11 protein-coding genes are annotated in these 12,810 nt (G+C 58.6%); all 11 read left to right on the top strand.

Features of this window, described 5'->3' with window-relative positions; genetic code table 11:
* The first annotated feature begins 3 nt into the window (after positions 1 to 3).
* Complete coding sequence (locus KGD89_RS08990; RefSeq protein ID WP_025259454.1) at positions 4 to 936, top strand: glycosyltransferase family 2 protein; 933 nt, start codon at positions 4 to 6, stop codon at positions 934 to 936.
* On the top strand, positions 926 to 1,378 hold the full coding sequence (locus tag KGD89_RS08985) for a low molecular weight protein-tyrosine-phosphatase (protein WP_025259453.1): 453 nt from the start codon (positions 926 to 928) through the stop codon (positions 1,376 to 1,378). The genes KGD89_RS08990 and KGD89_RS08985 overlap by 11 nt, the downstream gene beginning before the upstream one ends.
* The gene (locus tag KGD89_RS08980; protein ID WP_025259452.1) at positions 1,379 to 3,595 is read left to right on the top strand and encodes a polysaccharide biosynthesis tyrosine autokinase; all 2,217 of its coding nucleotides are present in this window, start codon (positions 1,379 to 1,381) and stop codon (positions 3,593 to 3,595) included.
* Positions 3,596 to 3,648: 53 nt separating this feature from the next.
* Entirely contained in the window at positions 3,649 to 4,437 is a 789-nt protein-coding gene (locus KGD89_RS08975) for a WbqC family protein (protein ID WP_025259451.1), read from the top strand.
* Between the two features lie 4 nt (positions 4,438 to 4,441).
* Positions 4,442 to 4,951 carry a transcription/translation regulatory transformer protein RfaH gene (gene rfaH, locus KGD89_RS08970; protein WP_025259450.1) on the top strand — a complete coding sequence of 170 codons (510 nt, stop codon included), beginning with the start codon at positions 4,442 to 4,444 and terminating at the stop codon, positions 4,949 to 4,951.
* A gap of 93 nt (positions 4,952 to 5,044) precedes the next feature.
* Complete coding sequence (locus tag KGD89_RS08965; protein ID WP_025259449.1) at positions 5,045 to 6,046, top strand: glycosyltransferase; 1,002 nt, start codon at positions 5,045 to 5,047, stop codon at positions 6,044 to 6,046.
* Positions 6,043 to 7,278, top strand: coding sequence for a glycosyltransferase family 4 protein (locus tag KGD89_RS08960; protein ID WP_025259448.1), 1,236 nt, complete (start codon positions 6,043 to 6,045; stop codon positions 7,276 to 7,278). Before KGD89_RS08965 ends, KGD89_RS08960 begins: the two co-directional genes overlap by 4 nt.
* A gap of 106 nt (positions 7,279 to 7,384) precedes the next feature.
* A complete protein-coding gene (locus tag KGD89_RS08955) occupies positions 7,385 to 8,668 on the top strand; it encodes a hypothetical protein (protein WP_236249349.1) in 1,284 nt (427 codons plus the stop codon).
* Positions 8,669 to 8,892: 224 nt separating this feature from the next.
* Positions 8,893 to 10,008, top strand: a complete 1,116-nt coding sequence (locus tag KGD89_RS08950; protein ID WP_025259446.1) for a glycosyltransferase family 4 protein — start codon at positions 8,893 to 8,895, stop codon at positions 10,006 to 10,008.
* A gap of 77 nt (positions 10,009 to 10,085) precedes the next feature.
* The gene (locus KGD89_RS08945; RefSeq protein WP_025259445.1) at positions 10,086 to 11,312 is read left to right on the top strand and encodes a glycosyltransferase family 4 protein; all 1,227 of its coding nucleotides are present in this window, start codon (positions 10,086 to 10,088) and stop codon (positions 11,310 to 11,312) included.
* Between the two features lie 13 nt (positions 11,313 to 11,325).
* On the top strand, positions 11,326 to 12,738 hold the full coding sequence (locus tag KGD89_RS08940) for an undecaprenyl-phosphate glucose phosphotransferase (protein ID WP_025259444.1): 1,413 nt from the start codon (positions 11,326 to 11,328) through the stop codon (positions 12,736 to 12,738).
* The last annotated feature ends 72 nt before the right edge of the window (positions 12,739 to 12,810 follow it).

Raw genomic sequence — 12,810 nt, 5'->3', positions numbered from 1 at the left:
GCCATGGATGCCACCGTGAAAAACAAGCGCCCTGACAACGCCGAACCGCTATTGAGCATCGTCTGCCCGGCCTACAACCAGGAGGGGTTCATCACCCAGACGCTGGATGGCTTTCTGTCCCAGCAGACCAGCTTCAACTTCGAAATCCTGATCCATGACGATGCCTCCACTGACGGCACCGCGCAGATCATTGCGCAATACGCCAAGCGCCATCCGACGATCATTCGCCCCTTTTATCAGGAGGAGAATCAGTATCGCCAGGGCAAGCCCTGTGTCCCGGAACTGTTCGCCAAGGCCCGCGGCCGCTACATCGCCTATTGCGAGGCCGACGACTACTGGACCGACCCGCGCAAGCTGCAGTTGCAAGTGGACTTTCTGGAAAGCCATCCCGATTACGTCATCACCTATCACGACGCTATTGCCTTCGACGAGCACGGCCAATATGGCGTCCAGCTACAGGGCAAGCTGCGCGCCGACGCCACGGCCCTGGAACTGCAGATGGCTCGGCCTCTTTCCACACTCACGGTCTGCTTTCGCAACGTGTTCTCCAGCATGCCGCCCGAGCTGAAGCCACCTATCGCACCTCTCAACGACCTGTGCTGGTGGTCGTTGCTGGGGGCCTTCGGCAAGGGCAAGTTCATCGCCGAGATCAAACCCGCTGCTTACCGGTTGCATCCCGGCGGGATCTTCTCCATGCGCAGCAACAAGCGAAAGATCCACATGAGCCTGCTGACCTTTTCAAGCCTGGCCAATTACTACAACCGGCTGGGCAATCAGCAGCTGTATGAGCACTTCCTGATGCAGGTGGTCAGCCTGTCGCTGGCGGCGCTGGTGCCGCGCAACAAGTTTCAGGCGCTGCTGATGGTGGCGCGCAACGTCATCGTCAACCTCGGCAAGAGGCTGATCCCGTCAAACGGCAGGCACCATGTTCAGTAATGTGCTGGTGGTCTGCGTCGGCAATATCTGCCGCAGCCCCATGGCCGAAGCCCTGCTGCGCCATCGCCTGTCGTCATCCGCGGTGCATATCCATTCGGCAGGGATCGGCACGATGCCGGGCTCGTCCATCGACCCACTGGCAAAAACCGTATTGCAGGTTCATGGCGTCCCGACACGCCGCCATGAAGCGCGTCAGGTGAATCGGCAACTACTGCGTCAGGCAGATCTGATCCTGCTGATGGAGCAGCCGCACATTCTCAACATTCTGAAACTGGCGCCGGAAGTCCGTGGCAAGACGTTTCTGATCGGCAAGTGGCAACACCAGCAGGAAATAGCCGACCCCTACCGGGGGCCCAAGTCAGCCTTTGAAAAGACCTATGAGCATCTTTCGCGATGCGTTGACGACTGGCTTCCTTATCTTCAGTCAGGAGAAACAAGATAAATGACCGTCATGAACCGTTCCTCTCTGGATTACTACCAGGACACCCGGGTCGATTTGGCAACTATCTTGCGCATGCTGTTCGACCACAAGGGTCTGATCATCTGGATCGTCAGCCTGTTCTTCATGGTCGGCCTGGCCTACGCGATTCTTGCCACACCGATTTTCCAGGCCAATGCCATGATCCAGATCGAACCCAAGAAAGTGGGGATCGAAGGCACACCCGAGGTCAGCAACAAACCCATGTCGGTTTCCCAGGCCATGACCGAGATCGAACTGATCAAGTCACGGGCCTTGCTGGGCAAGGTCGTCGACGACCTGAAGCTCAATATCATCCAGAAACCCAACGTTCTGCCGGTCGTCGGTCCTTACCTGTATCGCACCTTCAAACCGGAATACGAAGGTGCCCTGGCCGAGCCGATGTTCGGACTGGAGCAATACGCCTGGGGCGGCGAGAAGATCGATATCTTTCAACTGGAGGTTCCGCAAGACCTTCTGGGGGAAGACCTGACACTGGTGGCAGGCAAGCCCGGCACCTTTGCACTTTATGACAAGGACCATGCCCTGTTGCTCAGCGGCGCCACCCACAGGACCGTCGAAGGTCGCGGCGTGAAGATCCAGGTCGCGGATATTCAGGCCCGTCCCGGTACCGAATTCACGGTCTCCCGGCTGCGTACCCTGAGCGCGGCACTGATTTACCAGAAACGCCTGAAGATCACCGAAGCCGGCAAGGACTCGGGAATCATCTACCTCTCCATCGAGGATCAGGACGCCAAACAGGCCAACGAGATACTCAACGAAATCAGCCGTCTGTATGTCCGCCAGAACGTCGAACGCAGTTCTGCCGAAGCCGCGCAGCGCCTGGAGTTCCTGCGCTCGCAATTGCCGATGGTGCGCAAGCAACTGGAAGAGTCGGAAGTAGCCCTGAACAACTTCCAGACCAGCGCCAAGTCGGTGGACCTGAGCATCGAAACCAAAGGTGTGCTCGATCAGGTGGTCAAGCTCGACTCCATGTTGTCGGAACTCAAGCTCAAGCGTGTGGAACTGGAACGACTCTATACCCGCGAACACCCGACCTACCGCAGCCTGATGAATCAGATGACCCAACTGGAGCAACAGAAGCAGGGCCTGCTGAAAAAGATCGAAGCCTTACCACTCACTCAGCAGGAATTGCTGCGCCTGACCCGTGACATGCAGGTCACCAGCCAGACCTACACCCTGATGCTCAACAAGAGCCAGGAACAGGACATTCTGCGGGCCGGCAGCATCGGTAACGTGCGAGTGATCGACAACGCCGATACCAACGTCGAAAGACCGGTCAAGCCGATGAAAACCCTGATCGTGCTGATCGCCACCCTGCTCGGCGGGCTGGTGGCCGTATCCATCATCTTTGTACGCCAGGCGTTCTATCGTGGCGTGGAAAGTGCCGAGTTCATCGAAAACATCGGCATGCCGGTCTACGCCTCACTCCCCTACTCCCGCCAGCAGGAACGTCTGGAGAAGAATCTGCAAAGCCGCGTTGCCAGCAAGGACTCGAAACTGCTGAGCATCGCCGCACCGACCGAGCTGGCCATAGAATCCCTGCGCAGCCTGCGTACCAGCCTGCACTTCGCCATGCTCGAAGCCCGTAATAACGTGCTGATGATTTCAAGCCCGTCTCCCGGCGTCGGCAAGTCGTTCGTCTCCAGCAACCTGGCGGCCATCATCGCCCAGACCGGCAAGCGGGTGCTGCTGATCGACGCCGATATGCGCAAGGGTTATCTGCACCGGGTACTGGGGCTGCAACCCAAGCACGGGCTGTCCGACACCCTGGCCGCGCGCCTGCACTGCACCGAAGTCATCAACCACACGCAGATTCGTCATCTGGATTTCATTTCATGCGGCTTCGCAGCGCCCAACCCTTCAGAACTCTTGATGCATGACAACTTCAACAAAATGCTCAACGAGCTTTCACCACTCTACGACCTGATCCTGATCGACACCCCACCCATCCTTGCCGTGACCGATGCGACCCTGGTGGGCCGTCAGGCGGGCACCTGCCTGCTGGTGGCCCGTTTCGGCGTGACCACCATCAAGGAAATCGAAGCCTGCAAACGCCGGCTCGGGCAGAACGGCATTCTGATCAAGGGCGCCATTTTCAATGCCGTGGTGCGCAAGGCATCGAGTTCCGATTACGACTGTGCTGCCTATGGATACAGCTACAACCCGGTTCACAAATGAAATAACCCAAGCCTCGACGCATAACTCACGCCATCCACCTAAAGGAGTTACACATGGCCAGGACCATAGCAATGATGCAGCCATACCTGTTTCCTTATCTGGGTTACTTTCAGCTCATCGCAGCCGCAGATGTCTTCGTCCTGGGTGACGATCTGCAATATATCCGTGCAGGCTGGGTCAACCGCAACCGTATCCTGTGCAACGGCGAAGCCCGGCTGATCAGCTTCCCGTTGAAAAAGGACCACTTCGCGCTGCCCATCATGCAGCGTCATCTGGTGGACAACTTCAACGAGGAAGCCAGTCGCCTCATCAACCTGATAACCCAGAGCTATCGCAAGGCGCCTTATTTCGCTCAGGTGATGCCATTGATCGAGCGCCTGATTCGCTTTCCGCAACAGAACCTTGCGCTGTACGCCGAACATTCCATCCGCGAGTTGTGCTCATACCTGCAAATCATCACGCCTATCCTGCGCGGCTCCGATCTGAAACTGGTGTCATGCACAGACAAGCAGGACCGGGTCATCAATATTGCGCACATCTTCTCGGCGACCACCGTTCTCAACCCGATCGGCGGTATGGAGTTGTACGACCGCGACCATTTCGCCCACAACGGCCTGCTGCTGCGGTTTTTCAAGATGGACCCGATTGTCTATTCGCAGTCTGCCCACCCTTTCGTGGCCAACCTGTCGATCATCGATGTGCTGATGTTCAACAGCCTGGAGCGCGTTCAGGAGCTGCTGACCCGTTACAGCAACAATGAAAGTGTTGCCGCCAACGACGCCTATATCCAGATCGGTACCGAAGCGGTATCGACCCTGTCTCCACAACTTGCAGTGGAGTGAAATCATGTCCGATTCCCATAGCAGCGCCCGCTGGTACCTGATACAGACCAAACCCCGACAGGAAGGCCGTGCTCAGGAGCACTTGCAACGCCAGCATTTCGAGTGCTACCGGCCACTGACCGTCAGTGACAACAAAAAGCGCATCGCCAAGACCGAAGAAGAATTGTTTCCGGGCTACCTGTTCATTCGCATGCATCAGGTCCATGACAACTGGTACCCGATTCGCTCGACCCGTGGTGTGGCGCGCATCGTGACGTTCGGTGGGCATCCGGTGCCTGTTCAGGATCATCTGATCGAACAGATCCGCCAGCGCCTGCTGGTGCCCAAACCCAGGGCGATGTATGCCCAGGGTGAATCGGTGCGCGTGACCGCGGGCGGTTTCTGCGATGTCGAAGCGATTTTCCTGGCAGCCGAAGGGACCGAGCGTGCAGTGATCCTGCTCAATCTGCTGCAACGTCAGCAGAAAGTGGTGATCCCCCTCAGCAGCCTGTCGCCGATGCAGGCCAGGGCCTGAACCCAACCATTCCGTAGGAGCGGATTTATCCGCGACGTCACTTGTTCGCGAATGAATTCGTTCCTACACAGACCTCCATCCTGGAACCTCACCATGATCAACCGAACCACGCTGGTGACGCTCACCTATGGTGATCGTTTCAAATACCTGCACACACTCGTCAGCCGCTCGCTGGAAAGCCCGCAGATAGAGCGCGTCATCATTGTCAGCAATGCCTCAGTGGCGCCTCTGGAATCCCTGAGCAACAAATGGCCCGGCCAGGTGCAGGTGATCTATCTGCCCGACAATACCGGCTCGGCCAATGGTTATGCGGTGGGTATCCAGGCCGCGCTGGATGCAGGGGCCGAGTACATCTGGCTGATGGACGATGACAACGCGCCGACCATCAATGCCATTTCGATCCTGCATAAATACCTGCATCAGCGCGAACAGATCGATGGCAAGGACAAGGCTGCCGTTCTGGGTTTCCGTCCGACACATCAGGCAGACATTGCTTCAGGCGTACCTCAGCGTTTCGCCATCCAGCGGCGCTCGAGCTTTTTTGGGTTTCATATCGCGCAACTGCCCTACAAGATCTGGCGGCGCCTGCCCTGGGGACGACCTCAAGCCCTGCAAGGCGCGCCACACATGGTGCAATTGCCCTTTGCAACCTACGGCGGCCTGCTGGCTCATCGCAGTCTGTACCAGAAGATCGGATTGCCCCTCGATGCCTTGAAGCTGTATGCCGACGACAGCGAATACACCTGGCGCATAACAGCGGGCGGCGGGCGGATCTTTCTGGTGCCCGAAGCCTTGCTCGACGATCTGGAAGACTCCTGGAACATCAAGGCTCGCAGCAGCAATGTCTATGAGAACTACCTGCTGGGCGGTTCGGATCTGCGCGCCTATTACGGTGCCCGCAACCAGGCCTGGTTCGACAAGAATGTCTGGGCCTCGTCATCGCTGCTCTACCGGCTCAACCGCGGGATATTCTTCTGTCTGCTGAGGCTGATTGCCCGCCGCTGCGACGCCGGGAAACGCCTGAACCTGATCGAAAAAGCCATACGTGACGGAGAAGCCGGCGTGCTGGGCCTGAACAGGACGTATCCACTATGAAAATCCTGTTCATCAGCAGCCTTTATGCCCCCGATATCGGCGGTGGTGCCGAAATCATCCTGCAACGCATGGTCGAAGGCCTGCAGCAGCGCGGTCATGGCGTAACGGTACTGTGTACCACCGCCAGGGCCGGATTGCACATGGACGCGGTCAACCAGATCAAGGTCTATCGTGCCGGTCTGCACAATACGTACTGGCATTTCACGGCACAGCGGCCGGGACGTCTGGCCCGGCTTGGCTGGCACCTGCGCGATCGCTACAACCCCGGCATGCGCGACCATGTGAAGCGTGTTCTGTCACTGGAGCAGCCCGATCTGGTGATGTGCCACAACCTCACCGGCTGGTCGGTTTCGGCCTGGGATGAAATCAGCCAGGCCAGCATTCCGGTCGTGCAGGTCCTGCATGACATGTACCTGCTTTGCCCTAGCAGCACCATGTTCAAGAAAGGTCATAGCTGCCGGAAACAGTGCGGGCTTTGCACACGGTTTCGCACGGGTCACGACGAACGTTCTTCGCAAGTGGACGCCGTGGTAGGTGTCAGCCGCTTTCTGCTCAACAGCCTGCAGGAAAAGGGGTATTTCAAGGGTTCAAAAAGCTACGTTGTCTATAACGCCAGCCCGTGCCCGGCCAATGACTCTCAAGTCCGGGCAACCGAGCCCGATTCGCCTCTGCGCTTCGGCTATATCGGTACCTTGTCGGACCCCAAGGGCGTCGGCTGGCTGATCGATCAGTTCCAGCATCTGCCGTTCAACGCCACCCTGCAGATCGCCGGGCGCGGGCAGATCAGTGACGAGGAGCGTTTCAAGGCAATGGCCACGTCACCGAACATCAGCTTCGTCGGCTACCAGAACCCCGAGGTTTTCTACAGCATGATCGACGTGGCCATCGTGCCCTCCATGTGGAACGAGCCATTCGGCATGGTCGCCGTGGAAGCCTGCGCCCATTCAAAACCGGTCATTGCCAGCCGCATGGGCGGCCTGACCGAGATCATCAAGGATCAACTCAATGGCCTGCTTTGCAGCCCCGACGACCCGGACTCGCTGGGGCTGGCCATGCTCAAGCTGCATCAGCAACCCAGATTGCTGGCACGTCTTGGCGCTCAGGCCCGTCACAGTGTCGCTGACTTTCTGAGCCTGGAACTGATGCTGGACCAGTACGAAAACATTCTGATCCAGACCTTGCAGGACAGGATCGCATTGCCCCGGCTGCATTCCCTGCCCGATACCGCGTAGTGACATCCATCAGCCCGTGCCCCACTGAGCAAGCGCTCCGGACCGTGCCTCTTCATTGAGACAACCCATGTCAAAAACACCTGCATCCTGTTGGCGAAAACTGTTGATGGTTTTTCTGCCGTGGCTGCTTTCGATCCGTATCGCACAGGGAGAAGAGCCCTTCATCATCGGCGTCGATACCCAGTTGATGAACGACAATGGCAATTCGGCCAAGGTCTTGAGGCTGCTGGAGGAAGCAGGCGTCACTTCGGTTCGCGACGATGCCTACTGGACCACCGTCGAACCCCGGCGCGGCCTGATGCGTATCGACCCTGCCTGGCGAGAATACTTGAGCAAGGCTCAGGAACACCGCTTGCGCCCCTTGCTGGTGCTCGGCTACGGCAACCCGTATTACGAAAACTATGCAAAACCCCGCCATCCCCCGGTCAGCCTGGCATTCGCCAACTACGTCAGCTTCGTCAGCCGGGAACTGGCCGACAGCGTCGACCTCTACGAGATCTGGAATGAGTGGGACCGGGACAACCCCGTCGATGCATGGGCCACCAAGGACTACAACAACCTGATCGAGGAAAGCGTCGCCCGCATCCGTAAACAGAAGCAGCCAGTGACCATACTGGCAGGCGCAGTGACCAGCCTGGGCATGGACCTGGGGTTTGCCGACAGGCTGATCCAGAACGGCATCCTCAACCAGGTCGATGGCTTGTCACTGCACCCTTATGTGCATTGCCGTCACGAAGAACGCCACACGCCCGAACGCTGGATCGCCTGGTTACGCTGGATCGACGCCGACCTGCGAACCCTGGCCGCCCGCCCGGTGCCTCTGTACCTGACAGAAATGGGCTGGCCCACCAACACGGGCAAATGCGGCATCAGCGAACAGACCCAGGCCGCCTTCCTGGCCCGCAGTTTTTTCCTGGCCCAGACCGTGCCGGACATCAAGGGTCTGTGGTGGTACGGCCTGATCGACAGCGGTCGGGACAGCAATGACCCGCAGCAGAACTTCGGTCTGCTCAAGTACGACCTGAGCCTGAAACCGGCCTACCTGACGCTCAAGGCCATCAGCAGTACGATTCTCGAATACCGCTATGACGCTGAAAAAAGCCGCGAGCTGGACAGCACGTATCTGCTGCGATTCGCCAAGGGCGCCGAACAGATACTGGTGGCCTGGACCACCGGCGTACCGAGGCTGACCCATGTGGAGGCCAGCAGCATGCAGCACGGCACAGTACGCATCATCGACAGCGGCCAGCCCGAAAGAGGTCAGTTCGACACCGATATCCCCTGGAACTGCAATGACGCACGCTGCTCGGCACAGGTTCCGATCAATGAGTTTCCAAAAATAATCAGTCTGGGCACAAGACCAGCGCTATTCGCTCACGACGCACACTGAAGCCGCCCCCCCCCTTGCGTCAAGCTAATGCCGATCAGTAAAGGCGATAAATCACTTTGTGGGAGGCAGCTTGCTGGCGACTTCTTCAGACGCAGATTATCTGCCGGTTTTCAGGCCTTTTTCGCCAGCAAGCTGCCTCCCACAGGTTTTGTTTGTGCCTCAACTGATCAGCATCAGTGCGTCAAGCGAACACACACCACCCACTACCTTGCAGGATGCACTTAATGATCTTTATCAATGCCCGGTTTCTTACCCAGGAAATAGGCGGGGTCCAGCGCTTCGCAGAGCAGTTATGCCTTGCACTCAAGGAGATACGCAACGATCTGGTTTTTGTCGCCCCCCACGGGATCAAGCGTCATGAAAGCGCCAAGGCGCTGGAGGTGCGCTGCATCGGACGCAATAGCGGTCATCTGTGGGAACAAATCGACCTGCCGCTGTACCTGCGTCGCCAGGGCAGCCCGCTGCTGCTGTCGACCTGCAGCACCGGCCCAGTTCTTTACAGCAATCAGATTGCGACCCATCACGACATTACCTATGCACGCTTCCCGCAGAGTTACACACGAACCTTCAGGACCGTTTACCGGATCATCACGCCGCTCCTGCTTTCGCGGATCAAAACGCTTGTGACCAGCAGCAGTTTTTCCAGAGGCGAGATTTCCCGGTTCTACGGTTTCCCGGAAAAAAAGGTTCTGGTTCTGCCCGCCGCCGTCAGCGACGCCTTCATCCCTAAGCCCCCTGCGCAAGATACCGGGAAATACTTGCTGGCCGTGTCATCCCCAAGTGCGCACAAGAACTTCCACCGAATGATCCAGGCCTTCATGAGCTTGCGCGGGCATGAAGATGTCCAGTTGCACATCGTCGGCGGCGCCCACGGGGTCTTTGCAGACCCGGACCTGCAACGCCTGGCCTGCCGGGACCCACGGATCCGCTTTCTGGGACGCCTCAGCGATGCCGAACTGATCAGGCAGTACCAGGGCGCCACGGCTTTCGTCTTCCCTTCTCTGTACGAAGGCTTTGGCATTCCGCCGCTGGAAGCCCAGGCCTGCGGTTGCCCGGTGCTGGCGGCCAATGCGGCCTCGATCCCCGAAGTGCTGCAATCCAGCGCCCTGTATTTCGACCCTCTGGATGTCAGCCACATGGCTGCCGCCATGCAGCGGGTGCTGATCGATGAGCCGTTACGCAAGGCATTGCGCACACACGGCTTGAAGAACGTGACGCGCTTTTCCTGGGAAAGCTCGGCCATACGCCTGTCACAGCGCATCGATGCCCTGCTGGGCTCATCCCCTCAACACGCCGCCAATGCCCGCTCCGTGCCGGAAACCCCTTCGGGAAAAAGCTGAATCTCAATAAAACTGCCACGCCAAGACGCGATCAGCCTGCGCCTGAAGTAGAGCGAGCTACAGAGCAAGGAATCTCCATGAGAATTGCTATCGTCCACGACTGGCTGGTGACCTATGCCGGTGCCGAGCGCGTGCTGGCTTCACTGATCAATATCTGGCCCGAGGCGGATCTGTTTGCGGTCATCGACTTTCTCAGCGACGAAGACCGCGCCCATCTGGGCGGCAAGGTCGCCAGGACCACCTTTATCCAGAATCTGCCAGGCGCCAGAACCCGATACCAGCGCTACTTGCCATTGATGCCACTGGCCATCGAGCAACTGGATCTGTCCGGCTATGACCTGATCATCAGCAGCAGCCATGCCGTGGCCAAGGGTGTGCTCACCGGTCCCGGCCAGTTGCATGTCAGCTATGTCCACTCGCCTATTCGCTATGCCTGGGACCTGCAGCATCAATACCTGCGCGAGTCGGGCCTGGACAAGGGCCTCAAGGGCAAGCTGGCGCGGCTGGTGCTGCATTACATGCGCATGTGGGATCAACGCACCGCCACCGGCGTCGATGACTTCATCGCCAACTCGCGCTTCATTGGCGCAAGGATCTGCAAGGCTTACCGCCGTGAATCCACGGTGATCTACCCGCCGGTAGACACCCAGAGCTTCACCTTCCAGGAAGGTCCTCGGCAGAACTATTACTTCACCGCCTCACGCATGGTGCCTTACAAGCGCTTGCCAATGATCATCGAAGCCTTTGCCGCCATGCCGGACAAACAACTGGTGGTAGTGGGCGATGGCCCGGACATGGCCAAGGCCCAGGCCATCGCCAGCAAGGCACCCAACGTCCGATTGCTGGGTTTTCAGCCGGCAGCGGTGTTGCTTGAGCACATGCGCGCCGCCAAGGCATTCGTGTTCGCGGCCGAAGAGGATTTCGGCATCAGCCCGGTGGAGGCTCAGGCCTGCGGCACACCGGTGATTGCCTTTGGCAAGGGCGGCGTGCTGGAAACAGTCCACGGGCTGGACCACCCTCACCCCACCGGCGTGTTCTATCGGCAGCAGAACATGGCATCGCTGATCGCTGCCGTGGCCGAATTCGAGTCCGCGCAATCGCTCATCAGTGCCCAGGCCTGCCGTGCCAACGCCGAGCGCTTCTCGGTCCGGCGTTTTGAGCAGGAAATGCTGTCGTTCGTCGAGAGCCGATTGAGCGCCACGCAATTGACCCAACTGCCGACCCGGCACTGGCTGAATCCGAACAGCCCGAACCTGATCAACAACGAAGTGTCGCCCCGAGTCGTTCCAGCCGAATCCGTTTGAGCGAGCCCACTAAATGCGCACCCCAGTCCGCGGCATCCTGCATGCCCACCAATCAGCCTTATCAGTGGCTCATCGTTTGCTGGATCTGACAATCATTGTGCTGATCGGCTATTGGCAGAGTCAGCAACAACCGGCCGCCAGCACTGCCGAAATCTGGTTCCAGATCATCCTCGCCGTACTGGTTTTCCATTGGCTGAGCGAGTTTCACCAACTCTATGGATCATGGCGCGGCGAACGCATCCTGCGGGAGCTGGCCAAGGTCTTCAATTACTGGGCACTGACGTTCGTTATTCTGCTGTCCGTAGACTATTTGCTGCTCAGCAGTTTCCGGATGCCCGATAACAGCCACATGACCTGGTTCGCGCTGGTACTGGCCGCCCTGTGTGGCTATCGGCTGCTGATTCGCCGGGTTCTGCATGGTTTGCGGCGTCACGGCTTCAATACAAGGCGGGTCGCGATTGTCGGTACCGGTCAGGTCGGTGCCCGGCTGGCGCAGTCCATTTCCAGCGCGCCGTGGATGGGCCTGAATCTGCTGGGCTTCTACGACTCGCACCCCCGCCAGATGGAACTCAATAACAACGATCATCATGTACCGGTGCTGGGCAATCTCGAACAACTGATCGACGACGCCCGAGAAGGCAGGATCGACAAGGTTTACATCACTCTGGCATTCAGCGGTGAGCCACACCTGCGTGAGCTGATCACAGGTTTGAGCGACACCACCGCCTCGGTGTACCTGATCCCGGATGTCTTCATGTTCGAGCTGCTGCATGCGCGCAGCGAAAGTATCAATGGCCTGGCCAGCATCAGCATTTTCGATTCGCCCATGGATGGCGCCTGGAGCCTGGTCAAACGGGCCGAGGATATTCTGCTGTCGATCCTGATTCTGCTGTTGATTGCCCTGCCCATGTTGCTGATTGCCATTGCGATCAAGCTGACGTCACCTGGCCCGATCCTGTTTCGCCAGCGGCGCTACGGCCTGGACGGACGACCAATCATGGTCTGGAAGTTTCGCAGCATGAATGTTCAGGAAAACGGGGCAGTCGTGCGCCAGGCCACCCGCAACGATGCGCGCATCACACCGCTGGGGGCTTTTCTGCGCCGGACATCCCTCGATGAGCTGCCGCAGTTTCTGAATGTGCTGCGCGGCGACATGTCCATCGTCGGCCCGCGCCCTCATGCCGTGGCGCATAACGAGCAATACCGCAAGCAGGTCAGCGGCTACATGCTGCGGCACAAGGTCAAGCCGGGCATTACCGGCTGGGCACAGATCAATGGCTGGCGTGGCGAAACCGACACGCTGGACAAGATGCAGAAGCGTGTCGAGTTCGACCTTGAATACATCGAGCACTGGTCAGTCTGGCTGGATCTCAAAATCATCCTGTTGACCCTGTTCAAAGGTTTTCTCAACAAGAACGCCTTCTGACCGGTTCGACAGACCTTACCCCAAACGAAACGAAGGATTCCGGGCACCCGACGCCGGAGGGAGGTATGTGCG

The sequence above is a fragment of the Pseudomonas cichorii genome (assembly GCF_018343775.1).
In the GTDB taxonomy this organism is placed as follows: Bacteria; Pseudomonadota; Gammaproteobacteria; order Pseudomonadales; family Pseudomonadaceae; genus Aquipseudomonas; species Aquipseudomonas cichorii.
The sequence above is the reverse complement of the archived record's forward strand: the minus strand, read 5'-3'. Positions and strand labels throughout refer to the sequence as shown.